Origin of the sequence: Pseudoalteromonas sp. G4, from assembly GCF_028875915.1 — a bacterium.
Taxonomy (GTDB): domain Bacteria; phylum Pseudomonadota; class Gammaproteobacteria; order Enterobacterales; family Alteromonadaceae; genus Pseudoalteromonas.
Map to the genome: position 1 here is coordinate 17,701 of NZ_JAPEHW010000031.1, position 24,412 is coordinate 42,112.

Consider the following 24,412-nt stretch of genomic DNA (forward strand, 5'->3'; position numbering starts at 1 on the left):
CTTAATTTCCTTTGCAGTAATTAGCTGTGGCGGCAAATACCGTTTTAAGTTTATAGCCTGAAGCTTTAAAGGTATTTGTAATGGCATCAAGGGTGGTTTGGTCTTGTTGGTTTTGTGGTTTTCGTAAGCACACTTTCTCAAATACTTTATTTACTTGGCAGCTGGCAAATTGCTGGCTGTGAGCAATTTCTTTTCCTAAACTTTTTGCCCCTTGACCACTGCCCGAAAGCTGCGTATCCCAGCCTAATCGAGAGTTTAGGCCTTGGCGCCAAAAATTGTCCCAATGGTTTGATTCGGTGATATAGCCAAATTTGAAGGTTTCGCTATTGATATGATATTTAGCATCAACACTATTAGCTTGATAAACTAATTGACCGTTTTCGGCTTCAGCGTCAGTTTCTCTATCGTAAGCAAAATTGTAATAAGCATATGCTTGTGCCATCGGGTCCATGCCTGCATGGCAGCCACTGCAAGAGTTCATGAAAATTCGACTATCACCACCTGGGCTTCGACTAACATCTTGGCGGATACGATCTGTTGCAATGCTGGTATCTTTTAACGCATCTAAATCGGTACACATATGATTAATAAAAGTATATCGGAACATTGCGCGGTTGGTGCCAGCAATAAAAAACGCTTTGCTTGCAGCGCGAGAAGTAATTACGCCACTTGTTGCTTCAACTGGTAAATTAGTTACGCTTGATTGAGTTTGCCTTGTCAGCGCCTCTTTTAAATTTAATTCACTGTTTTCTAAAGCAATATAATGGTTGTTATCGGTCATTGAATACGCCGGTAAAGCACTACTACTTGATGCCGTATAGACAATATCATCAAACAAAATACTGCGAAAATCGAGGTCATCACGGACAATTCCCATCACAGTGGCACTGTAGTCATTAAGTGGTTGGTGTATATCGAAATCTCGATTAGTCCAAGGTGTAATCCAGTCTTTTAACGTAACACGATAGAACGCATCATTTTCCATTGCCAATAGTGCAGCAGCTTCGCTATTGCCTGCGTTAATTAAATTAACCATTTCGGTCAATACAGTTTCTGATGGCGAAATACCAGTTAAGCGTGTATGCATGCGCTCAGCTTGTTCCTCTGAACCTGCTAAAGCACTGTGTGAGTTCCATGCAAGGATCAATGCAAGCAAGTTAAAAAGTAACGGAAAACTGGCCTTGTTGTTCGAAAAGTCCATAGTGAATCTACTGATTGACCTTGATAGAGGTACGTATGTTAACATTGTTAAAAAATAAACATCAAAGAAAAGTTATTGTAATGATGATGTTTGCTGTAATAATATTATATTGCTAATTTTAATTTCTAAAATAATACTAAATTATGGTTTGTTTGGTGGTGCTTTAGGATAGTTTTTAAAAAGGAAAATTAAGTGGGTAAGCTGCTAAAAATAATTTTACTGTTATTGGTAACAGGATGTGGCAGTGATGTTGTTGAGCAGAAACCACAAGTACAAGATCCAATCGTAGAAGAAGTGCCTTTGGCATTTGTGTTACGCAGTATCGAGCAGCCGGTTTCTTTTGCCGTTAACGACCCAACAGTTTTTAACCCCGGTGCTGAACTTTTCTTAAAAAAACTCGCTGGCGTTGATGCCCCGCTAATTAGCATTACAGATACTTTATTTGATGCGCCAATCGATATTAAACACGTTGCAGCATCTTACGATGGACAAAAACTACTATTTAGTTTGCGCGCGCCAGAGCTTGAAGATGTCTCAGATGATATGCAACCGAAATGGAATATTTGGCTTTATGATGTAGCGTCAGAAACAGTGACTCCGATTATCAATGATGCACTGATCAGTGAAGAAGGCGATGATCTATTCCCATCCTTTTTGCCTGATGGCCGTATTTTGTTTAGCTCAAACCGCCAACAAGGTAACAAGGCTCGATTACTTGATGAAGGCAAGCCACAATACCAAGCTCTTAGCGATAACTTTCGAGAAAAAGCCATAACCTTGCATGTAATGGAACAAGATGGCACTAATATCAAGCAAATTTCGTTTAGCCAAGGCCATGATTTATATCCAACTGTTTTACAAAATGGCAAAATTGCCTTTGTTCGATTTGAGCATAGAGGACGTAACCGTGGCCTCAATATTTATCAAATGGATTCAGATGGTAAACAACTCGAATTATTATTTGGTGCCCACTCAGATTTCCCAAATGACTTATCGGTTGCCAGTTTAAAACAAGCTCCAAATGGCCAATTAATTATTGGTTTACGTAATAGTGAAAGCGAGCAATTTAGCACTGATTTTTATTATTTAGATACTGAAAGTTTTATGGATGAAGGGCGTTTTCATGATGGTGAAGCAACATCTGACTCGGCATTTAATTCTGCACTTTTTGCTGCCAGCCCACCTGAAGGAGAACTTTCACTAACAGGGAAATACCATTGGTTTTCGCCTATTTTTGATGGTTCACAAAGAAACTTAGTGGTGTGGAGTCAATGCCAAGTTGTTGACCCAGAAAATAACAATAATTTTCTCCCTTGTACGGCAGAGTTACTAAACGATGAAAACATCGTTGCGGCACCAGACCTGTTTGGTTTATGGATTTACGATGAAATAACGCAAACGCAAAAACCGGTAGTGCTTGCAAAACGAAATACATTGATTGAAGAAGTGGTTGTACTTGAATCAATAAACAGTCCTTTAACCACAGAATATCCGTCAAATATAAGTTTGCAAAACGAACAAATGGGCAGTTTGCACATACGCAGTGTGTATGATTTCTCTGGCATTGATACTGCCATTCCTAATATTTCAGCAGTGTCGGACCCTCAGCTAAATACCGAGCGCATATATGCGATGCGTATTGTTAAGCCAGTATCCATTCCCGATCGTAATGAATATAACTTTTCAACGGCATTATTTGGCCGCAGTAGTGGTCAGTCGATGCGCGATATTATTGGCTATGCGCCAGTGGCTCCCGATGGTTCGGTGTACGTTAAAGTGCCTGCTGATATGCCATTTGCCATCGAACTATTAAATCGTGATGGACAGCGAGTTAGTCAACGCCATGAAAATTGGTTACAGCTAAAATCAGGGGAAGAAAGGACCTGCAATGGCTGTCATCAAAGTACTAACGAGTTACCTCATGGCAAAGTTAATCAAGCAAACAGTATAAACTTAGGTGCTGCTAGCACGCTTTGGCCGGGAAGTTTTGGTGATGTAGATGCAATTGTTGGCGAAACAATGGCGCAAAGTTATGCGCGAGTGGTTGGCATTCCGTCATTAAGTGCTGAGCCGATTTTTGCCGATGTGTGGCGAGGTGGTTTGGCCGCTATCGCAAATAACAATAGCAGTCTCAATAATTTAGATACGACATCGCCACTAACAGAGGCATGTGCAGCACGTTGGACAAATTTATGCCGTTTATCAATTCATTTTCCAAAGCATATTGCGCCATTATTTGATTTATCGCGCCCAGTTTTTGACGATATGGGCAACGAAATTGATAACTATCGCTGTTTAAATTGCCATATCACCACTGATGATAATGGAGATGCACAGATACCCGCTGCGCAGCTTGATTTAAGCCTAGCCGCCTCAAATGACAATAATCAGCATGTTGTGGCCTATCGCGAATTATTCTTTAACGATAATGAACAGGAAGTTGTTGAAGGCATTTTAGTTGATAAGCTGGTGGACAGATTAGATGAAAATGGTAATCCGGTTTATCTTGTCGATGAAGACGGTAACTTAATTTTGGATGAAAACGGTAATCCAATTATTGAGCAAGTGACTGTGACAATAAGGCCGCCACTGAGTGTCGCGGGTGCCAATGCTAACACCGGATTCAATTTACGGTTTTCGCCAGCAGGCAGCCATGGTGCCTATCTATCTGATGCTGAAAAGTCACTTTTATGGCAATGGCTAGATATTGGTGCGCAATACGCTAATAGCCCGTTTTACAGTGAGCAAGATTAATATGAAAGGGATACTATTTTTACTCTTGCTGGCGCTCAGCTTTCACATCATTGCTGAGCCGTTACAACTTTCGGTCAAAGACCCCTATTTGAATATTCATAGTGGTGCAGGGCGCGGTTACCCGATTATTTATGTTGCCGAAAAAAGCGAAACCATAACGGTAATTAAACGCCATACTAGCTGGTATTTAATCACACTTGAAAATGGTCAAGAAGGCTGGGCAGAGCAATCATCACTGGTAAATACTTTAACCCTAACAGGGCAACCATTTACCATCGAACATACAGGCATTGATGCATTTGAAAATCAAACGCTTGCATTTGGTATCGGCTTGGGTGAGCTTGATGGTGTGAGCAATCAATCTGTTGATGCAAGCTGGCGATTCACACAAAACCTTTCAATCAACCTTGAATATAGTTATGCACTCGGAGCGGTAGCAAAGAACCAACTGGTTGATATTTCTGTTATTCATCACCCATTTCCCCATTGGCGCGTCTCTCCGTATTTAGGTATTGGTGCGGGTAATGTGTGGACAACGCCTAAAACACCGGTGATTGGTGGCGGTGATGAAACCAGACAATCAGATTTACTGAGCGCCACTTTTGGTGTGAACACGTATTTAACCAGCCGTTTTGTACTTAAAGCAGAATACAAACGGTTTAGTGCGCTTACAGAGCGTGATGCTACAGAGGATTTAGAGCAGTGGAAATTAGGTATAACCGTCTTTTTCTAAACGCATTTACCTGTTTGGGTATGGTGTTTTCAGGACAAACGCTCGCATCTAACGAAGCGGCTCCACCTGTTGTGGACCCTCAAATTGAGCGTACAGAAGTAGATGAATCACTGATTGACAGCGATGACTTTGAGTTTGGCCTTTATGGCGGCGTAATTTCAATTGCCGATTTTTCGTCAACCTCGTTAGTTGGTGCCAAACTGGCCTATCACATAAATGAAGATTTTTTCACCTATTTTAAGTATGGCATGGCAACCGCTGGCGAAACTAGTTACGAAAAACTCAGTGGCGGTGCCAAGTTATTAACCGATGACGAGCGCGATTACCAATTATTAGACCTAGGCATTGGTTACAACCTTAAAGGTGAAACGTTTATCTCACAAAACCTCACGCTCAATAGCGCGTACTATTTTACATTAGGTGCCGGCAGCACGCAGTTTGGTGGTGATGACCGTTTTACAGTATCGCTCGGCGCGGGTTATCGCGTATTACTGAATGACTATGTAACCATGCACATCGATATGACGGATTACGTATTTGAAAGCGATATTTTGGGCGACCCCGAAACAGTACATAATCTCGCATTTACACTTGGTTTAAGTGTTTATTTTTAAGGTATTTATAAGATGAAAAAACTGACACTGGCCTATTTATTGTTGTTCTGTGTATTTGCGGGGCAAGCTGCTTCAGCTGAATTAGACAAGAGCGCGCCTGATTTCACATTAAAGTCACTGAGCGGCGAGAATGTTCGATTAAAAGAATTAACAGGCCAAGTGGTGCTTGTAAATTTTTGGGCAAGCTGGTGCGGCCCGTGCCGTAAAGAAATGCCTTTACTAGATGAGCTGCACAGTAAATACAATGATTTGGGCTTTACTGTATTGGGTATTAATGTTGAACAGCAAAACCAAAAAGCAAAAGACTTTATTTCAGAACTTAACGTGTCATTTCCAGTGTTATTGGACGATGAAAATACGGTGAGTAAATTGTTTGATGTTGAAGCAATGCCTACCACAGTAATAATCGATCGCAATAGCACCTTGCGTTATGTGCATTATGGCTACAAGGCTGGCGATGAAAAGCTCTATAAAAAAATGGTGAAGGCGCTTATCCGTGAATAAATTACTTATTTTGCTGTTACTCGGGGGTTTGTCTGGTTGCGTTTCAACAGGTGAGATTGAGCCGTGGGTAAAACCATATGAGCGAGAGAATTTGGCTCACGCTGCAATGCAATGGCAATTAGACCCTGTTGAGTCTGGTTATATTCATCACGTTTACCAAGCCCGTGAGGGCGCGAAAGGCGCTGAAGGAACATCAGGTGGTGGCTGTGGCTGTAACTAAGTTTAACCGTTTTTGTACTTTAGTTTTTGCGTTTATAAGCTTTTCAACGTTAGCAGCTGTGTTACCTGAAGATCGTGTCGATGCTATGTACCATAGTTACGATGGCGGCGGTATGAGCATTGATGGTCCTTCAATACTTATTCGCAAAAAAGTGTCTAATGCGGTGTCGGTTTCTGCAAATTATTATGTCGATTCGGTGAGTTCAGCATCTATTGACGTTTTAGCAACGGCAAGCCCTTATAAAGAAAAGCGAGATGAACAATCGCTTGGCGTCGACTACTTAAATGAGAAAACCATTTTTTCATTAGGTTATAGCCAATCGCAAGAAAATGACTACGACGCGAAAAGCTATAAATTAGCGGTGAGCCAGAGCTTTTTTGGCGACTTATCCACTTTAAGCTTGAGCTACGCGCAAGGCGATGATGTTGTTAAACAAAATGGCAATGAATTATTTGAAGAAGAAGTAAAACGTTCAAACTACACCGTATCTTGGTCTCAAATTGCGACTAAAAATTGGACGGTCGATTTCAACCTTGAAGCAATCACAGAGCAAGGCTATTTAAATAACCCCTATCGCTCTTACCGCTACCGCGATGATAGCGCAGCTTTAGGGTACAGCTACGCGACTGAGATTTACCCCGAAACCCGTACCAGCAATGCAGTTGCACTGCGCTCTCGCTATTTTTTACCTGTGAATGGCGCACTTTATGGTGAGATACGTTTTTTTAGCGATACCTGGGGGATCTCTGCAAGTAATTATAAGCTCGGTTACAGCCAAGCTCTTTATGATAATTGGTTAATTGATTTTCATGTACGCCATTACGCGCAAACAAAAGCTGATTTTTATCAAGACATGTTTGAGCGAAAAGATCAGTTCAACTTTATGGCACGTGATAAAGAAATGAGTACCTTCAACGATTTAACAATTGGTTTAAAAGCGCGCTATTTACATACATTCGACCGTTCAAGCTTGATTAAAAGTGCCAGCGTTAATATTGCTTGGGATCATATGCGGTTTGATTACGATGATTTTAGAAATGTACTGCAAACTGAAAATCCCGGTGAAGAAGGGTTTTACAGTTATTCGGCAAACGTTGTGCGAGCGTTTGTTTCGCTGTGGTATTAGGAAAGCAAAGATGAAAAAAATTAGTCACCTCGGTTTTATGCTGCTGCTTTCGCTTTGCGCTGCAACTGCCAATAGCAATGAAAGCAAGCCGCTTACAGAACAAATCGAAAATTTAAAGCAACAAGCAATCGCCTTAAACCGCGATTTGTTTATCTTAGAAGAAGATCTGTTATACCCACCGGCAACACAAATTGCGTTTTATGTTGCGATGGACACCAGTCACTTATTCACCCTTGATGCGGTAAAACTGTATGTCAATGATGAGTTAGCAACACATTATCTTTATACCGAAAAACAATTAAATGCACTGGCCAAAGGTGGAGTGCATCGCCTATTTCAAGGAAATGTTAAGCAAGGTGAGCACCAACTTACTGCATATGTGCTGGGTAAAGGACCACAGGGCAGAGATATTAAACGTGCCGCAACACTGTCATTTACAAAAGATGACGAAGCAAAAGCACTCGAACTGGTTATTTCAGCCAATAGCAGTAAAGAACAACCTGAATTTGAAATACGAGAAATAGAGTAAGTATGAAACGGGGTGTGGTGAATTTGCTGTTTTTAGCATTCGGCGTTAATGCCTTTAATGTTATTGCAAATAGTTATATGAAGGCAAAAGTAGAAGATCCTCACTACGGCGTTGCCTTGTATGAGCTCTATCAAGGTAACTATCAAAATGCACTGACCGAGTTTGCTATTGCCGAAACTAATGGCTCGATACAGCACCAAGGAGTTGATGCTCGTCTTGTAAAAGCTGGCGCGGCATTTTCTTACGGATTGCACCTCTCGGCTGCCAACGATTTTAAACGATTACTCGATGAAAAAGACTTGGGTCTACTTAATTATGCGAATTTGCAATTAGCTAAAGTGTATTTTACACGTGGAGAAATCTCCCATGCAGAACAATTTATTAATGAGATTTCCTTACAAAGTCTTGATGAGCAATGGCGAGATGAATTTCATTACTTAAAAGGGCGTATTAGCCTTGCTTTACAGCAATTTAACCTTGCAGAAAGTGCACTTTCGCAATTGCCTAGCGATAACCCTTTACATGATTACCTTGCCCATAATTTACTGCTGGTTGCGAGTCAGCAGCAAATAACCCCCACTTTGCCAAAAACCCCAATTACAGCGCTCGACGACGAACAACTGGCTTTGTTAGACCGAAGCTTTTTAGCTATTGGCTACAGTGCACTTGAAAAACAATTGGGCGAGCAGGCAGAGCTCGCGTTTTCACAAGTTTCTCAGCAATCCATTTGGTTAAATGAAGCACTTTATGGCTTAGCTGCTAGTCAGCTTTTGCAAAGTAACTATGCTAAGGCGCTATATGTATTAGAAATGGTGATTACATCAGAGCAAGGGAATGTGTTTACCCAGCATCAGGCGCTTACTGCCAAAGCGCACGTGTTATTAAGCGAAGCAAAGTTTCAATTGGCACTTGATGCAATTGAACACGCAGAAAAGCGTTTTGCTGAATTTAATGCTGAGTTGAATACTGTTAATACTAACTTGCAAAACAGTGCTGTGCTATTAGCGATGTTAAATAGCACTGAGCAGCAGAATCAATACCAAAGCGCATTGCACTCAGTGTTTGTAAGTGATGAATTTTATGAGAAAAATGAACAATTAAAATCACTTTTACAGCTTAAGGAACAGTTTAAATCGCAACAACGAGCACTAGAAAATTATGCTGAAATTTTAGCTGAAAAAGCGGCGCGCCAAGAACGCATTATTGAAACGACAAATTTAACAAGTTATGAGGCACGTTTATCAGCACAAAAAGCAGAATTAACAACATTATCAACTCGATTAGCGGAGGCAAAAGCAAGTCGAACAGGGTTAATGACAGCAGATGAGTTAAAGATAAATCAGCGTATTGTGAATGCGGAGAAAAGGCTATCAAGCCTTTCTCAAAATCGAAATATGCAGTCTCAACAAGCCCGATTAACGCGCTTAAAAGGCATATTGCTTTGGCAACAAGACTATCTGTTTGATGAACGTTATCAAGCCCATGCAAATCAGCTATTAGTAGCGCAAACAGCTTTGCAAGAGGCAACAAGGCAGTATCAAAAAAGTAGTCAGCTAATACAAACAGGACAGGACTACAATCGTATTTCACAGCAACTAAACGCGATAAAAGCGCAGCTTAGCACACGCCAACAACAGGCAAATTCGCTTATTAATCAACAGCTCGATGAAATTCAAATCTTACTTTTAGAAGATGTTAAAGAATCGCAAGCTTTTTTATCTGACGATGTTTATAAGCTTAAAGTAATGCGCAGTATTGCCCTTGAGGGGTTGGCAAGTCATAACGCTAATTCAGAGAGTGTCTTACCATGAAACGATGTTTAGTAAGTCTACTCACGCTCAGTTTAACAGGCTGTTTTTTGACAGAAACCAAGCCATTAGAGCGCAAAACGCTTGGCCAATTAGATTTGTCAAAACCACAAAAAGAGGTAGCTGTAAAAGCGGTTACGCCAAGTGCAGATGATATTGTTGCTGCCTATCAAGAGGTGGCAAAATTAGCACCTCAAACCAATGCAAAGCTGCAAGCAAATAGTCGATTAGCACAATTAAGTTTAGAGCAACAACAGTTAGCACAAGAGCAAGGGCTTTCGCAAAGCAATGATTATTTTAGCCAAACAATAAACCAGTACCAATTGCTGCTAGCACAGCCTGATGGTTTAGAGTCTCGTGACGATGTGTTGTATCAATTAGCCAAAGCGTATTTTCTGAAAGGCGACCTTGACGCTGCATATACTACAGTAGCAAAGCTGCTTAATGAATATCCAGAGTTCGAACACAGTGAAGAGCTTTTATTTCGTCAAGGCGAATACCTCTTTAATCAGAAGCGTTATGGTGAGGCAAAAGAGCATTACGCACTTGTTATTGAGCAACACCCCAATTCAACACTGGTAAGCACTGCGCGTTATATGCTGGCGTGGTCTGATTTTAAATTATTTAATTATAAAGCGTCACTTAATAACTTTACCAAAGTGCTGGATTTAGCATTACAGCAAAATGGTGAAACTGCACTTAGCGTTGATGAGATAAGTAGTAGTGCCCGTTATTTAGTCGCAGATACCTTGCGCATTATGAGTGTGATTTTCTCATATAACGATTTTGACCAAGACCCCGTGACGCATTATGAGCAATATGGTTGGCAAACATTTAGTTTTATGAATTTTGAAGCACTTGCCAATTACTATTTGGAGAAAAAACGTTATCTTGATGCGATTGCGGTGTATCAAAAGTATATTGAACACGCACCAGCTAAAGCGCATAAAGTTGATTTTGCTCTGGCGCAGCTAAGTGTTTATAAAAAAGCGAACTTTATTGAACTACTTAGCAAGTATGAGCAAACGTTTATAGCGCAATTTGGTATTGGTAGTGTTTATCTTAAGGCGGATAGCGAGCTGCCAAGTGATGCGCATTTTAACGCATTAACGTTGTTAGAAAAAAAGTATGCTGATAGAAGCTATTACCAAGCTCAAACATTAAAAAAACAACATAAACCATTTGAAGCTCAATTTGCATCTGCAGCAAGCGGTTATTCACGCTATCTTGAAACCTTGGCTTTAAAAAATCAGCGAGACATCGATAGCGAGTATTTACTGGCAGAGAGTCTGTATCAGAGTAAACAGTGGCAGTTAGCCCTCACACAATATAACAATATCGCTTACGGCCAGCTGCCAAATCAATATCAAGATAGAGCCGGGTATGCTGTTGTATCTATCTACATGACGAAGTTGCAACAAGCTAAGGGGGCTAATAGCAAGACTATTTCACCAGAATTGGTGACAAATGTAGTGACCAACTGGCTTAAGTTTGCAACCACGTTTAAGCAACACTCGTCTGCAACCATAGTATTGCTGCAAACGTTTAACTTATTGTTTGAACAGGGGCGTTACCAAGAGTTACTGAACTATGAACCCCTTTTAGCACAATTTAATTTAACTGAGCTACAAGGGTATCAAGCGCAATTACTTATGGCGCATAGCCACTATAATCTAGCTGACTATGATCAAGCTGAGCTCGCTTATAAACAATTATTGGCTAATAAGACTCAGCGCTCGCCACTAGTCGCTGAAAACCTTGCGAAAAGTATGATTAAACAGGCGGAGCAACTTGCTGGCACAGAGCAAACCCAATTAGCCCTAGATAAATACATTGCATTACTAACGCTCTTGCCAAACACACTTTACCGTGAGCAAGTTCAGTATCAAGTAACTCAGTATTTGTTCTCGTTACAACTCTTTAGTAAAGCGAGTAGTTGGGTTGATGATTTTATAACGCGTTATCCAACCAACGACAGTATTGAGTTACTACAAACTCAAAAGATTGATATTTATAAGCATACTCAGCAAGGGGATAAATTGGCAAAGCAATATGCCTATTTAGCTGAAAATCACTCAGACAGAAATACCAGACGTATCTCACTTTTGAAAAGCGCAGCGCTTTACTTCGAGATGGGGCAAATTGAACGCGCGCGTATTCAATACCGCAGTTATGCACATAATTACCCTGTGCCATTCGCACAAAACCTTGAAGCAAAAATAGCGCTTTCAGATATTTATAAGAATCAAAATAAAGCAAAAGAGTATCGCTTTTGGTTAAACAAAATAATTTTGGCTTATCAAAGTGCACCAGCCGCTGAAAAAGAATGGGCTGGTTTAGCAGCCGCTAAAGCAACTGAGGTGTTTGCTAATGATGCTTTTTATGCCTATCAGAACAGCCAACTAACAGTGCCATTAAAAACCAGCTTAGCGCGTAAGCGTGAGCGCATGACAACGGCACTGAATCGCTATCAACAACTCGCTGAATTTGGCCTTGCCGATTACACTACGCAAGCCAACTTTAAAATTGCCAAAATTTACCACTTAATGGCTGAGCAAATTATGGCATCTGAGCGCCCTAAACATCTGCAAGATCTTGCCCTCGAGCAATATGAGCTGTTATTAGAAGAACAAGCCATTCCATTTGAAGATAAAGCTATTGCGCTGTATGAGCGCAATAATCAGTTATTACACTCAGGGATTTACGATAAATGGGTGAAAGAAACTTTATCGGAACTTGCTAAATTGATGCCCGCACGTTTTGCCAAGCAAGAAGTAGCACCAGGAGAAACTCATGCGATTTTTTAACATTGTTTTAGCTACTTTGCTGGTGGCACTCTCGGCGTGCCAAACTGCGCCAAAAAAGGATGCTGAACAAGCAACTGAGAAGGCAATTGAGCCTGTTGTTTTGAGTGCAAAAGAGCAATTATTACAAAGCGCAAATAAATACCAACAAGCTGATGTGCCAGAAGCAATCAAACCCCAATTTGAGAGGGCGCTAAAACTAAAACAAGCAGGGGAATTTCAGCTGGCGAAGCAGCATTTCACTAATATTGCTTTGCAGTACCCAACTCTGTCAGGAGCGCATTTACAGTTAGCCTATATTGCAAAACACAATGGTAAACAAGACGAATATACACAACATTTAGATGCTGCTTTAGCTGCGAACAAATACAACTATTTTGCAGCTAATGAACTGGCTTTAGTCGCCCGTGAAAATGGCCAGTTTGCAGATGCATTAGCACTTTATGATCAAGCTATTAGTAGTTGGCCAGGTTTTGCACCTAGTTACATCAACAAAGGTATTTTGCTGGATATTTACCTTGGTGAAAAAGCCAAAGCGAAAGCAGCTTATCAAACCTATTTAATGCTAATACCTCAAGATGTGCCCAGTTATCGACAAGTATCCACATGGTTACTGGATTTAGAGCATCAGTTAAAAGAAACCCAAGGAGCGAGTAATGAATAAATCGCTTTTATTGTTGAGTTTGATTTTTGTTTCAAATTCCTATGCGGTTGAGTCGCCGTCAAAGCCAAGCAAACAGCCGCAAAAAATAGAGCTACAAACCACGATTTCAGGCGCTGAAGAAGAGCCTAAATTTATGTCAATTTTACCATGGCAAGATTTAGAAAAGGTTCAGTTAACAAAACCCCAGTTACGGTTACTTCCGCGTCATAAAATTAGTGCAATCGACCCGAGCAAACTAAAGCGTCAGATTGCATTTTACCAATCACAGAATAAAAACAATAACCCTAATTAACGGTTACATTTGGAGTTTAAAATGGAAAGTTTCGATACAGTTGTTAGATTTTTTCAAGATGGCGGTAGCTTTATGCTACCAATTGCAATTGTGCTTGCTATTGGTTTAGCTATTGCTGTTGAGCGTTTTATTGTATTAACAGGCGCTAAACTTGCTAATCAAAAGGCATTTAAACAGTTAATGCCTCACCTGGCTAAAGGTGATTATAAGCAAGTGCTTGCAGAGCAAGGTAAATCTGGCGTTGCAAAAATTATTAGTTCAGGTCTTGAGCGAATTGAGCACACTCAGCGTCGAGAAGAAATAGAATATGCCATGGAGGAGCAAGTGCTTGAGCTAATGCCACGTTTGGAAAAACGCACCGCATACTTGGCAACGCTTGCAAATATTGCAACTTTACTTGGTTTATTAGGTACTATTATTGGTCTTATCGCCGCATTCTCGGCTGTGGCAGATGCTGATCCTGCACAAAAAGCTTCACTACTTTCGGCCAGTATTTCAGTTGCGATGAATACCACTGCATTTGGTTTGATTGCCGCTATTCCACTGCTTTTATGTCATTCATTTTTGCAAACTAAAACCACTGAAATAATTGATGGCTTAGAGATGGCTGGTGTTAAGTGTTTGAACTTACTCACTAAGCATAATCTCGTTTCACAAAAGACCCGTCAAACAGATTAAGGGGGCGACTATGTTTCGTCGCAAATTGCCAAATAAGCAAGATGCTGAGCTTGATATCACCTCATTTATGAGTTTGATGATTGTGCTGGTGCCAGTATTACTTATGATGATGGTGTTTTCTCATATTACCGTGATGCAGCTTAAATTACAGCCTTTATTAGCGGGAGAAAGCGCAGAGCAATTATCAAAAAAAGAGCTTCAGCTTGAGATTAAAAAAGACTCGCTGACTATTTATTATCCCGCAGGCGTCCCCCTTAAGCAGTTTGAAAAAACGCAAAGTGCGTATCCGTTTGAGCAGGTTCAGTTAGCATTAAAAGATGTTAAAAACCTACTGCTGGGAAAAGGCGTAGATAAGAAAAATATTACCTTGTTAGTCGCTGAAGATGTTGATTATCAAACGCTGATTTCGGCAATGGAAACTGTGAGAAGTTACCAGGCAGTCGTTGTTGCATCGGTTGTTGAAGCAGAACTTTTTCCAGAAATTGCTTTGGGTGATGCTATGGTGGAGGCGCTATGAAAAAATCAGTTAGAGCACTTCGCATGGAAAGGCACCATAAAAGGGCACAGCAGCAAACTAAACTGAGTTTGGTGTCGTTAATGGATATCTTTACCATTTTGGTTTTCTTCTTAATAGTAAATTCCTCTACAGTGCAAGTGCTTGATGTAAATAAAAATATTGACCTGCCAAAGGCCAAGCAACAAGCATTGGCTGAAGAGGCATTAGTGCTTTTGGTAAGTGAAACTAATCTTATTTTGCAAGGGCAATTAATTGCACAAATGAGTGAATTGGATAGCAGTAAAACAGAGGTATTTGCCCCTTTAGCTAAAGCATTAGCAACACATGCAGACGCAATTGAGCCTGTTGATGATATGCGGCCGCTAACAATTATGGCAGATGGAAAAATTGCCTATCAGCGCCTTAAAAAAATCATGCAAACATCGCAACAAGCAGGGTTTGGAGATTTATCGTTGGCTGTTGAACAAGTTGCCCAAAGTGGTGGTGAACTATGACCACAGCAGTCTTGAATGCAAATTTTGAACTTTACGATAACGCTGGAAATCGATTATTTAGTCGTTTAACCAGTGCGTTTTTAGTGGGTACTTTGTTATTTGCTGCAGTAGTTAAACTCACTGAGTTACCCGAGCTTACACCGGCACAAAAAACAAAAATTCCGCCAAGTCTGACACGGGTTATTGAACGCGTAAAAGTTGAACCAAAACCGGAAAAGCCAAAACCCGAGATCAAACAGGAACAACCAAAACCTGAGCCTGAGAAGAAACCACAACCCGAAATTAAAACGGAAGTAAAAGTAAAAACGCCTAACAAAAAAGCCCTTGAAAAAGCAAAAGAAGAGGCAAGTCGTGCAGGTTTAGTTGCGCTCGCTGATGATTTAGCGGCGCTTAGAGATGACTTTGATTTAGCAGGTTTAGTTGCGCTCGCTGATGATTTAGCGGCGCTTAGAGATGACTTTGATTTAACGCCTACTACACAGCCGTTAAAAACCAAAAAGCCAACGCCTAAGGTGACAAGTGTTGAAGAGGTTACTGCCAAAGCCGATACATCCAAACAAATTACTGTGAAAGATGGCGCGCAAGCGAGTGCGAATGTACAAGCATTGGCAGATAAATCACTGATTGCTTTAGGTGATGAGGTTGTGGCAGAGCAAGGCGGTTATCAAAGTGACATGAGTGAGGGTGAAGTAGTTAGCGAAGAAACGCTAGAGATGCGCAAAGTAGAAGCGATCCGCGCAGTACTTGATAAAAATCAAGGTGCATTTTACACCTTATATCGTCGTGCACTTCGCAAAAATCCAAGTTTGCAAGGCAAAGTTACGGTTGAAATTGTGGTTGCTGGCAATGGCCAAGTAAAGACTTGCGAAATACTTTCAAGCGATTTAAATGACGCGGAGTTGGAGCGAAAATTAGTTAACCGCATTCGCATGATCAATTTTGGTCAAGAATTGGTATCAGAAACAAAGCTCAATTACTCGTTTAATTTTTTACCTTTCTAACTTAGTGCGTTAACTGCAAACATGGCAGTTAACGCATTATTTTTCTTATTCAAGTGAACCATTTTCCTTTTTTAACCCTATAGCAGTGGGTGCTATTCTTTCGATTAAGGCTTTAAGCTTTGTAAAAGCGAGCTAACCTATTATTTATGGGATTTGGCGGATTAAGTTTGTAACAGGCATTGAAAAGCTGAAAAAAGCACATATTTAAACCTACACGCTAGTTTCAATAAAAAGCTAGTGTTATAATATCACAAAACACTTGTTGGAAATGTCGTGGCTGAAGTAAGAGCAAGAGTCCAGCTCAAAGTTGGCAAAAACAGTAAAATCCCTGCAGAAATTGTATCTTTTCATGGTCTTTTAGACGGTGAAGAACACGTCGCTTTAATCTTTAATAACGCTGATAAAGAGCCAAACCCGTTAATTCGTATGCACTCTGAGTGCTTAACAGGGGATGTATTCCATTCTTCACGCTGTGATTGTGGCGAACAACTTGATGAATGCATTGAAATGATGCACAAGCAAGGCGGTATTATTCTTTATTTACGCCAAGAAGGGCGCGGTATTGGTTTATATAATAAAATTGATGCCTATGTGTTACAGTCGCAAGGTATGAATACCTACGAAGCAAATAATCATTTAGGCTTTGCAGACGACTTACGTGAGTTTAGAGATGCAGCGTTAATGTTGCAGGCGCTTGATATTGACTCAGTTAAACTTCTTACAAATAATCCACGTAAAGTTAAAGCGCTCAGTGAATCGGGCATAAACATAGTGGAGCAAGTCGGTACGTCAGCGCATTTAAAAGAAGGCAATGAAGCCTATTTAGCGACGAAAGTGGCTCATGGTTCACATATGCTGGATTTAACGCAACTAAAAAAGTAGCATAGATCTATCGTGTTGATTTATTAACGCTCCATTTTATGGAGCGTTTTCATTTATAAGAAAGAAAAATGGCAGTTGAAATACGGATTTTTAAGGCAAAAGCGGGTGTTAACTGGTTTAAAGCTGGTTGGGAGTTGTTTAAATGCCAACCAGGTACCTTTATTCTCATGCACCTATTTATAGGTATTTTATCTTTAATCGCATTGGTTGCGCCGATTTTTCAGCTGCCTGCAGCACTGGCAATGCCATTTGTCACGGCGGGTTTTTACCGTGCCATGCTAAATCGCCAACAAGGTAAAAAAGTCGCATTCTTTGACCTTTTTAATGTGTTTAGTGAAGCTGGGCGACGTTTGATGTTATTTCGCTTAGGGCTTTATCACCTATTTGGTGGCTTTATTTTAGCGCTTTTAACAACGTCGTTATTTCAAGGTTTAAGTGAGCCTCTTAATGCCTATCTTCAGGCCGTTGAATCACAAAATGTTGACCTAGTGCAGTTACATGCACAGCAAGTAATCGATAGCATTCAGGTTTCAAATATCATTGTGCTTATTGCTGCGTATTCACTTTATACCATGTGTTTTGCTTACACGATTCCGCTGGTTTATTTTTCTGAAAACAACAGTATTTTAGAGTGTATCAAAGCAAGCCTTTTGGTGTTTTGGCATAATATGGCAGCACTGGGTATTTTTGGTGCAATCTCAGCGGGCCTAATTTTATTTGCGGCATTCTTATCGTTTATTCCATTGTTATTTATTTTACCAGTGCTTTATGCAGGGTTCTTTGTGTCTTTTCAAGCGATGTTTATGTCATCAGTAATCGTTAAATCTAAACAGTCAAATAATGAACAGCCGCAGGCGCAAAATCACGATAGATTTGATGCGTAAATGACAGAAAAAGAACAGGCCAAATTAAAAAACTATGTGCTTTGGTTGCTTTCACGACAAGAGTATTCCAAAGCACAAATTGCCAAAAAATTAGCTGCGCGTTGTGAAGACAACGAGTTTATTGAAAAGCTCATTTTATGGTGTGAAGATTATGGCTTTATTGATGATATTCGCTATGCCGAAAGTTTTGTGCGACGCCAAATAAATAAAGGTTTGGGGTTAATGCGAATTAAAAATGAAGCCTATCAAAAAGGGGTTAGTGCCGATCTAGTACAAACTATTGTCGAAGAATTAGAAATAGACTGGTATCTGCAGGCCCAATCCGCATATAATAAGAAATTCACAAATACAAGTAGTTCCCTCGACTTTAAAGAAAAAGCGAAGCGCATTCGCTACATGAGTTATCGAGGGTTTAATCATGAACAAATTGAATTTGCAATGCAAACAAGTCCGTCAAACGAGTGAGAGGTAGCATGCAGCATATGACGACCGCGGAAATCCGCAACGCGTTTCTAAATTATTTCGCATCAGAGCAACACCAAGTGGTGCCATCAAGTTCATTGGTGCCAGGCAACGATCCTACCTTGCTATTCACCAATGCAGGTATGGTGCAGTTTAAAGATGTATTCCTAGGTGCAGAGCGCCGTCCATACAATCGTGCAACGAGTTCGCAGCGCTGTGTGCGTGCTGGTGGTAAGCACAACGATTTAGAAAACGTAGGTTATACTGCCCGTCACCACACGTTCTTCGAAATGCTTGGTAACTTCAGTTTTGGTAACTACTTCAAGCAAGATGCGATTAAATTTGCATGGCAATTTCTAACAGATGTTATCAAGTTACCAAAAGAGAAGTTGCTGGTAACGGTTTATCACACTGATGACGAAGCGTTTGATATCTGGCACAAAGAATTAGGTCTACCGCAAGATAAGATCATTCGTATTGATACAGCAGATAACTTCTGGTCAATGGGTGATACAGGTCCTTGTGGTCCTTGTTCAGAAATTTTCTACGATCACGGTGAGCACATTTGGGGTGGACCTCCGGGCAGCCCAGAAGAAGATGGTGACCGTTTTATCGAAATCTGGAACCTAGTATTTATGCAATACAACCGTCACGCTGACGGTTCAATGGATCCTCTGCCAAGTCAGTCTGTTGACACTGGTATGGGTCTTGAGCGTATCTCTGCGATTATGCAGGGTGTTCACTCAAACTACGAAATCGATATTTTCCAAAACTTAATTAAAGCTGCGGCAGCTGTAACTAACGCACAAGATTTAGAAGATAAATCATTGCGTGTTATCGCTGACCATATTCGTTCATGTGCATTTTTAATTGCCGATGGAGTAATGCCATCTAACGAAGGCCGTGGTTATGTATTACGCCGTATTATTCGCCGTGCTGTACGTCATGGTAATAAACTTGGTGCAACAGGTACTTTCTTCCATAAATTAGTTGCAGCGCTTGCAACTGAAATGGGTGAAGCTTATCCAGAATTACATCAGCAACAAGCGATTATCGAAAAAGTACTGCGTATTGAAGAAGAGCAATTCGGTAAAACCCTTGACCGTGGTCTTGCGATTCTTGAAGAAAGCTTGAAAGACCTAAAAGGCGATGTAATTCCAGGTGATTTAGTATTTAAGCTTTACGATACTTATGGTTTCCCTGCAGATTTAACGGCTGATGTTGCACGTGAACGCTTTATGACAATTGATGAGCGTGGCTTCCAAGAAGCAATGGAAGTTCAACGTAAACAAGCGCAACAAGCAGGTAAATTCGGCGCAGATTATAATGACCAATTAAAGTCAGAAAAAACCACTGAATTTAAAGGCTATGATAGCGAACAATACACTGGCACTGTGATTGAATTATTCAGCGGTGCAGATGCTGTTTCAGTACTGGAAGATGGTCAACAAGGTATTGTTATTCTTGACCGCACGCCTTTCTACGCAGAAAGCGGTGGTCAGGTTGGTGATACGGGCGTACTTAAAGTAGCTAATGGCGAATTTATTGTTGAAGACACCACAAAACTTGGTAATGCATTTGCCCATAAAGGTAAAGTAGTAGGCCGTATTGGTGTAAATGACCGTGTTGATGCACATGTTGATGCAACGCGTCGCGATAACACTAAGAAAAACCACACTGCAACGCACTTATTGCACGAAGCTCTGCGAGTGGTTCTTGGTGAGCATGTTACGCAAAAAGGCTCATTAAATGATCCTGAGCGTTTACGTTTTGACTTCTCACACTTTGAAGCAGTAACAAAAGAAGAGTTACAACGCATCGAAGATATGGTGAACCTTGAGATCCGTAAAAACATCGATCTAAATACCGAATTAATGGCAATTGATGCGGCGAAAGAAAAAGGCGCAATGGCATTATTTGGTGAGAAATACGACGATGAAGTTCGCGTTGTTAGCATTGGCGATTTCTCAATTGAGCTTTGTGGTGGTACGCACGTTAAGCGCACTGGCGACATCGGTTTATTCAAGATTGTGTCTGAAGGTGGTATTGCTGCAGGTGTTCGTCGTATTGAAGCGGTGACAGGTGAAGGTGCGGTTGCTTACATCAATAAACAAGCTGAAACATTATCTGCTATTGCTGCGCTTGTTAAAGGCGATAGCAATAATGTGTTAGATAAAGTATCAGCATTAGTTGAGCGTGCTAAGGGCCTTGAAAAAGAAATTGCGCAGCTTAATGATAAGCTTGCAAGTGCAGCTGGTGCATCATTACTTGACGCTGTAATTGATGTAAATGGCGTTAAATTACTAGTAGCAAATGTTGAAGGCACTGAGTCAAAAGCATTGCGTGGTATGGTTGATGACCTTAAAAACAAACTTGGTTCAGGCATTATTGCGCTTGGTGTTGCAAGTGGCGATAAAGTAAGCCTTATTGCAGGTGTGACGAAAGACTTAACTGGTCAGTTTAAAGCCGGTGAGCTAGTTAACCACATGGCATCACAAGTGGGTGGTAAAGGTGGTGGTCGTCCTGATATGGCACAAGCAGGTGGCTCTCAACCAGAAAACTTAGCTGCAGCACTTGAAAGTGTGAATGCGTGGGTGAGTGAGCGCGCTTAAACTTGGCGTTATTAGTTAAAAAATTTGGCGGCACTTCAGTTGGTTCAATAGACCGAATTGAAGCTGTCGCTGACCTTGTTGTACGATCTAAACAGCAAGGACATCAAATCGTCGTTGTTGTGTCAGCGATGTCTGGCGAAACTAATCGTCTTATTAATCTTGCGAAACAAATAGATTCCACCCCTAGTTCTCGCGAACTAGATGTACTGTTAACTACTGGTGAACAAGTCTCAGTAGCACTTCTTGCAATGGCAATTATCAAACGTGGTCATTCGGCAATTAGCTTACTGGCTGATCAAGCGGGTATTATGACGGATAATCTGTTTGGTAAAGCGCGGATTCAGATGATCCCGCCAAAACGCTTAAATCAAGAGCTAGAGCAGGGGCGTATTGTGATCCTTGCTGGATTTCAAGGGCGAGATATCGAAGGGAATATCACGACGCTTGGTCGTGGCGGTACGGACACCACAGCGGTAGAAGTTGCAGCAGCAATTAATGCTGATGAATGCCAAATTTATACCGATGTTAATGGCGTTTATACCACCGATCCAAGGGTTGAGCCAAAAGCAAAACGAATGGATTACGTGACTTTTGAGGAAATGCTTGAGCTTGCCAGTTTAGGTGCAAAAGTTTTGCAAATCCGCTCTGTAGAAGCCGCTGGTAAGCATAACCTGCCTTTACGTGTGCTTTCATCATTCGAACCTGATCATGGTACTTTAATTAGTTATGAGGAAAACCCTATGAATTCTAAAGTAGTTTCTGGGATTGCATTCAGCAAAGATGAGGTGCTGATCAAAGTACATAACTTAGAGAGTACACCACAGCAACTGGCTGAATTATTAGAGATATTTTCTGATAACAACATAGAAATTGACATGATCAGTAATTTTTCCTGCAAAGGCGATAAAGTCGGCTATGCTTTAACTGTACATGAAGTTGATTCGCAGTTGGCAGAACAGTTAATTAAACAAAATCTTACAACTCTTAATGCGGATTCAGTTACAGTTAATGAAACTGTTGCTAAGATTTCTATTGTTGGGATAGGAATGAAATCAAATGCTGGTGTTGCAGGAAAGCTTTTTAGAGCATTAGCAGATGAAAATATTAATGTTCAGCTTATTTCAACCTCTGAGATAAAAGTCTCGGTTTTAGTAGATGAGAAGTACCTAGAATTGGGAGTTAGATCGTTACATAGTGCTTTTACTTTAGACCAGTAAAAGTTTCTAACTTTTTGAATAATATTCATGTAAAATGGAATTGATACGGAATCTTTAAACTTTGGATATTTAGGAGCAAAGAATGCTAATTTTGACTCGTCGCGTAGGTGAAACCCTAATGATTGGGGATGAAGTTACAGTTACTGTACTTGGCGTTAAGGGTAACCAAGTGCGTATTGGTGTTAATGCACCAAAAGATGTTTCAGTACATCGTGAAGAAATTTATATGCGAATTCAAGCTGAAAAAGCTAACTCTGAACCAGGCAACGAATAGTTTAGAGCAGAATTTTAAGAGCCAGCATTAACGCTGGCTTTTTTTGTTTTTAATACCTTGTCACTGTTTTATCTACTGTTATGATGTATACAATTTTAACAATGATAAAAACGCTATGATCAAACAAACTTCTCTCGCATTAGCGGTAGGCCTTGCACTAACAGGTTGCATGGATACAAAAACAAATTCGAATACAACCGCAGAGCAAACAGCTCAATTATCTGAAAATCAAAAACTCAATCAACTTGTTGAAAGCTATTTTGATGAAGCTTTAGCCTTTTCGCCGGTATCTGGTACTTATGTGGGTGAATCTCAATACAATAATCAATGGAGCCCGGTTATAAGCGCTGAAAATCGAGCGAAAGCAACGGCGTTTACTAAGAAATATCAGTCATTATTAGCTGCTATTGATGCTACAAAGTTAACCGGCCAAGACCTTCTAAGCTACCAAATTTTTAAGCGCGATTTAGCCCTTTCTTTGGAGTCAGAGAAATTTCCAAGTTACTTAATTCCAATTGATCAAATGGCGGGCGAACATAATACCTTTGCTAGCCTTGGTTCAGGTAAAAGTGCACAACCATTTACAACTAAGGCTGAGTTTGATGCCTTTATTGGTCGCGCTAATGGTTTTGTTACTTGGTTAGAAAGTGTCGAAGAAAATATGCGTGAAGGTATTAAGCAAAATGTGACTTTGCCTCAAGTGCTTGCGAAAAAGTTATTGCCGCAATTCCAAGCTCACGTTGTTACTGATCATACACAAAGTGTTTTTTGGATGCCTGTAGCTGATATGCCAGAGTCAATTTCAGCACAAGATAAAGTGCAAATCGAAGCAGACTATCAAGCGCTTATTTTGAACACGCTTGTGCCAGCATACGCAAAAATGGCTAAATTCTTAGAGCAAGAATACATTCCGGCAGCAAACGAGAAAGTTGGTTATGCAAACTTACCAAATGGTAAAGCATGGTATGAGTTTTTAATTAAACAACACACTACGCTTGATTTAAATGCTGAGGAAATTCACGAAATTGGTTTGAGTGAAGTAGAGCGCATTTTAAATGAAATGAAAGGTGTGAAAGAAGCAGTTGGCTTTAAAGGTGATTTAGCCGCATTTTTCGTTCATTTACGTGATAGTGATGAGTTTTATTATGATAAGCCAGAAGATCTAGTAAAAGCATATGAAGACGTAAAACTTAAGATTGATGCCAAGCTACCTAAACTCTTCGATATCGCGCCAAAAGCAGATTATGTTGTTAAACCAGTAGAGGCATTTAGAGCGGCGTCTGCTGCGGGCGCATCATACCAAGCACCTGCACCAGATGGTTCAAGACCGGGCGTGTTTTACATCAATACGCATAACCTAAAAGCGCAGCCAAAATTCTTATTAGAAACTCTTTCAATTCATGAAGCAGCTCCCGGTCACCACTTCCAAATTGCATTACAACAAGAAGTAGAAGGTTTACCACGTTTCAGAAAATTTGGTGGCTACACTGTGTTTGCTGAAGGTTGGGCATTGTATGCAGAAAGTTTAGGTAAAGAGCTGGGCTTATTTACTGACCCTTATATGTGGTACGGGCGTTTAGTTGATGAGCAATTACGTGCGATGCGTCTTGTATTAGATACGGGTTTCCATGCGAAAGGTTGGACACGTGAGCAGGGTATTGAATATATGAAAGCAAACTCATCTATGGCTGAAAGTGACATTATTTCAGAAGTTGAGCGTTATATCGGCTGGCCTGGTCAAGCATTGTCATATAAGTTGGGTGAGTTTAAAATCCGCGAGCTGCGTGAAAAAGCGAAAACCGCACTTGGCGATAAATTTGATATTAAGGCGTTCCATACGCAAATTTTAATTGATGGTGCACTGCCAATGCCGATTTTAGAAGCTAAACTAGATAGCTGGATTGAAAGTGTAAATTAAGCAAATTTAAGTAGCAGTTTCGGCTGCTACTTAATGCAAAAACTTGTATATTCTAGCCGTCTTAGCTAGAAAAATAAGCAAACTGCATATTCTGTGAACGAACAGAAAAAATATGACTAAAATTGTTTGACTTATTTTCAATAGGCTTTAATATACGCACCCACAAGACGGAGAGGTGGCCGAGTGGCCGAAGGCGCTCCCCTGCTAAGGGAGTATAGGGTTTG

The 24,412-nt window shown here is 40.6% G+C and carries 23 protein-coding genes; 22 read left to right on the plus strand and 1 reads right to left on the minus strand.

Annotated elements, in window-relative coordinates:
• Nucleotide 1: 1 nt before the first annotated feature.
• Complete coding sequence (locus tag ON073_RS10685) at nt 2–1,201, minus strand: hypothetical protein (RefSeq protein ID WP_274761877.1); 1,200 nt, start codon at nt 1,199–1,201, stop codon at nt 2–4.
• 192 nt (nt 1,202–1,393) lie between these two features.
• On the opposite strand from ON073_RS10685, the gene ON073_RS10690 reads away from it, so the two are divergent.
• The 22 genes from ON073_RS10690 to ON073_RS10795 all read left to right on the plus strand — a co-directional run bounded on the left by ON073_RS10690 (nt 1,394) and on the right by ON073_RS10795 (nt 24,188).
• Nucleotides 1,394–3,955 carry an HzsA-related protein gene (locus ON073_RS10690; protein ID WP_274761878.1) on the plus strand — a complete coding sequence of 854 codons (2,562 nt, stop codon included), beginning with the start codon at nt 1,394–1,396 and terminating at the stop codon, nt 3,953–3,955.
• A gap of 1 nt (nt 3,956) precedes the next feature.
• The gene (locus ON073_RS10695) at nt 3,957–4,688 is read left to right on the plus strand and encodes an SH3 domain-containing protein (protein WP_274761879.1); all 732 of its coding nucleotides are present in this window, start codon (nt 3,957–3,959) and stop codon (nt 4,686–4,688) included.
• A complete protein-coding gene (locus tag ON073_RS10700; RefSeq protein ID WP_274761880.1) occupies nt 4,658–5,302 on the plus strand; it encodes an outer membrane beta-barrel domain-containing protein in 645 nt (214 codons plus the stop codon). Before ON073_RS10695 ends, ON073_RS10700 begins: the two co-directional genes overlap by 31 nt.
• Before the next feature lie 12 nt (nt 5,303–5,314).
• Nucleotides 5,315–5,806, plus strand: coding sequence for a TlpA family protein disulfide reductase (locus tag ON073_RS10705; RefSeq protein ID WP_274761881.1), 492 nt, complete (start codon nt 5,315–5,317; stop codon nt 5,804–5,806).
• On the plus strand, nt 5,799–6,026 hold the full coding sequence (locus ON073_RS10710; protein WP_274761882.1) for a DUF4266 domain-containing protein: 228 nt from the start codon (nt 5,799–5,801) through the stop codon (nt 6,024–6,026). The genes ON073_RS10705 and ON073_RS10710 overlap by 8 nt, the downstream gene beginning before the upstream one ends.
• On the plus strand, nt 6,013–7,152 hold the full coding sequence (locus ON073_RS10715) for a DUF3570 domain-containing protein (RefSeq protein WP_274761883.1): 1,140 nt from the start codon (nt 6,013–6,015) through the stop codon (nt 7,150–7,152). The genes ON073_RS10710 and ON073_RS10715 overlap by 14 nt, the downstream gene beginning before the upstream one ends.
• A gap of 10 nt (nt 7,153–7,162) precedes the next feature.
• Entirely contained in the window at nt 7,163–7,681 is a 519-nt protein-coding gene (locus tag ON073_RS10720; protein ID WP_274761884.1) for a hypothetical protein, read from the plus strand.
• A gap of 2 nt (nt 7,682–7,683) precedes the next feature.
• A complete protein-coding gene (locus ON073_RS10725) occupies nt 7,684–9,492 on the plus strand; it encodes a hypothetical protein (protein WP_274761885.1) in 1,809 nt (602 codons plus the stop codon).
• A 47-nt stretch (nt 9,493–9,539) separates the two neighbouring features.
• The gene (locus ON073_RS10730; RefSeq protein WP_274761886.1) at nt 9,540–12,296 is read left to right on the plus strand and encodes a tetratricopeptide repeat protein; all 2,757 of its coding nucleotides are present in this window, start codon (nt 9,540–9,542) and stop codon (nt 12,294–12,296) included.
• The gene (locus ON073_RS10735; protein WP_274761887.1) at nt 12,283–12,957 is read left to right on the plus strand and encodes a hypothetical protein; all 675 of its coding nucleotides are present in this window, start codon (nt 12,283–12,285) and stop codon (nt 12,955–12,957) included. Before ON073_RS10730 ends, ON073_RS10735 begins: the two co-directional genes overlap by 14 nt.
• Entirely contained in the window at nt 12,950–13,249 is a 300-nt protein-coding gene (locus ON073_RS10740) for a hypothetical protein (RefSeq protein WP_274761888.1), read from the plus strand. The genes ON073_RS10735 and ON073_RS10740 overlap by 8 nt, the downstream gene beginning before the upstream one ends.
• Before the next feature lie 21 nt (nt 13,250–13,270).
• On the plus strand, nt 13,271–13,927 hold the full coding sequence (locus ON073_RS10745; protein WP_274761889.1) for a MotA/TolQ/ExbB proton channel family protein: 657 nt from the start codon (nt 13,271–13,273) through the stop codon (nt 13,925–13,927).
• A 10-nt stretch (nt 13,928–13,937) separates the two neighbouring features.
• Nucleotides 13,938–14,444: an ExbD/TolR family protein gene (locus ON073_RS10750; protein WP_274761890.1), complete on the plus strand. Its 507-nt coding sequence runs from the start codon at nt 13,938–13,940 to the stop codon at nt 14,442–14,444.
• Nucleotides 14,441–14,938, plus strand: coding sequence for an ExbD/TolR family protein (locus ON073_RS10755; protein WP_274761892.1), 498 nt, complete (start codon nt 14,441–14,443; stop codon nt 14,936–14,938). The genes ON073_RS10750 and ON073_RS10755 overlap by 4 nt, the downstream gene beginning before the upstream one ends.
• Nucleotides 14,935–15,939: an AgmX/PglI C-terminal domain-containing protein gene (locus ON073_RS10760; protein WP_274761894.1), complete on the plus strand. Its 1,005-nt coding sequence runs from the start codon at nt 14,935–14,937 to the stop codon at nt 15,937–15,939. Before ON073_RS10755 ends, ON073_RS10760 begins: the two co-directional genes overlap by 4 nt.
• A gap of 273 nt (nt 15,940–16,212) precedes the next feature.
• Entirely contained in the window at nt 16,213–16,821 is a 609-nt protein-coding gene (locus ON073_RS10765) for a GTP cyclohydrolase II (protein ID WP_274761895.1), read from the plus strand.
• Between the two features lie 68 nt (nt 16,822–16,889).
• Nucleotides 16,890–17,705 carry a BPSS1780 family membrane protein gene (locus tag ON073_RS10770; RefSeq protein WP_274761896.1) on the plus strand — a complete coding sequence of 272 codons (816 nt, stop codon included), beginning with the start codon at nt 16,890–16,892 and terminating at the stop codon, nt 17,703–17,705.
• The gene (locus ON073_RS10775) at nt 17,706–18,170 is read left to right on the plus strand and encodes a regulatory protein RecX (protein ID WP_038642402.1); all 465 of its coding nucleotides are present in this window, start codon (nt 17,706–17,708) and stop codon (nt 18,168–18,170) included.
• A gap of 8 nt (nt 18,171–18,178) precedes the next feature.
• Nucleotides 18,179–20,779, plus strand: coding sequence for an alanine--tRNA ligase (gene alaS / locus ON073_RS10780; protein WP_274761897.1), 2,601 nt, complete (start codon nt 18,179–18,181; stop codon nt 20,777–20,779).
• A gap of 2 nt (nt 20,780–20,781) precedes the next feature.
• The gene (locus tag ON073_RS10785; protein ID WP_274761898.1) at nt 20,782–21,996 is read left to right on the plus strand and encodes an aspartate kinase; all 1,215 of its coding nucleotides are present in this window, start codon (nt 20,782–20,784) and stop codon (nt 21,994–21,996) included.
• Nucleotides 21,997–22,078: 82 nt separating this feature from the next.
• The gene (gene csrA / locus ON073_RS10790; RefSeq protein WP_274761899.1) at nt 22,079–22,270 is read left to right on the plus strand and encodes a carbon storage regulator CsrA; all 192 of its coding nucleotides are present in this window, start codon (nt 22,079–22,081) and stop codon (nt 22,268–22,270) included.
• Nucleotides 22,271–22,385: 115 nt separating this feature from the next.
• A complete protein-coding gene (locus ON073_RS10795) occupies nt 22,386–24,188 on the plus strand; it encodes a DUF885 domain-containing protein (protein WP_274761900.1) in 1,803 nt (600 codons plus the stop codon).
• The last annotated feature ends 224 nt before the right edge of the window (nt 24,189–24,412 follow it).

Bases quoted from the DNA above. Each gene is read 5' to 3' on its own strand.
- alaS (WP_274761897.1), top strand. From the start codon at position 18,179: ATGCAGCATATGACGACCGCGGAAATCCGCAACGCGTTTCTAAATTAT.
- ON073_RS10775 (WP_038642402.1), top strand. From the start codon at position 17,706: ATGACAGAAAAAGAACAGGCCAAATTAAAAAACTATGTGCTTTGGTTG.
- ON073_RS10720 (WP_274761884.1), top strand. From the start codon at position 7,163: ATGAAAAAAATTAGTCACCTCGGTTTTATGCTGCTGCTTTCGCTTTGC.
- ON073_RS10770 (WP_274761896.1), top strand. From the start codon at position 16,890: ATGGCAGTTGAAATACGGATTTTTAAGGCAAAAGCGGGTGTTAACTGG.
- ON073_RS10685 (WP_274761877.1), bottom strand. From the start codon at position 1,201: ATGGACTTTTCGAACAACAAGGCCAGTTTTCCGTTACTTTTTAACTTG.
- ON073_RS10755 (WP_274761892.1), top strand. From the start codon at position 14,441: ATGAAAAAATCAGTTAGAGCACTTCGCATGGAAAGGCACCATAAAAGG.
- ON073_RS10760 (WP_274761894.1), top strand. From the start codon at position 14,935: ATGACCACAGCAGTCTTGAATGCAAATTTTGAACTTTACGATAACGCT.
- ON073_RS10695 (WP_274761879.1), top strand. From the start codon at position 3,957: ATGAAAGGGATACTATTTTTACTCTTGCTGGCGCTCAGCTTTCACATC.
- ON073_RS10750 (WP_274761890.1), top strand. From the start codon at position 13,938: ATGTTTCGTCGCAAATTGCCAAATAAGCAAGATGCTGAGCTTGATATC.
- ON073_RS10735 (WP_274761887.1), top strand. From the start codon at position 12,283: ATGCGATTTTTTAACATTGTTTTAGCTACTTTGCTGGTGGCACTCTCG.
- ON073_RS10705 (WP_274761881.1), top strand. From the start codon at position 5,315: ATGAAAAAACTGACACTGGCCTATTTATTGTTGTTCTGTGTATTTGCG.
- ON073_RS10795 (WP_274761900.1), top strand. From the start codon at position 22,386: ATGATCAAACAAACTTCTCTCGCATTAGCGGTAGGCCTTGCACTAACA.
- ON073_RS10745 (WP_274761889.1), top strand. From the start codon at position 13,271: ATGGAAAGTTTCGATACAGTTGTTAGATTTTTTCAAGATGGCGGTAGC.
- ON073_RS10740 (WP_274761888.1), top strand. From the start codon at position 12,950: ATGAATAAATCGCTTTTATTGTTGAGTTTGATTTTTGTTTCAAATTCC.
- ON073_RS10725 (WP_274761885.1), top strand. From the start codon at position 7,684: ATGAAACGGGGTGTGGTGAATTTGCTGTTTTTAGCATTCGGCGTTAAT.
- csrA (WP_274761899.1), top strand. From the start codon at position 22,079: ATGCTAATTTTGACTCGTCGCGTAGGTGAAACCCTAATGATTGGGGAT.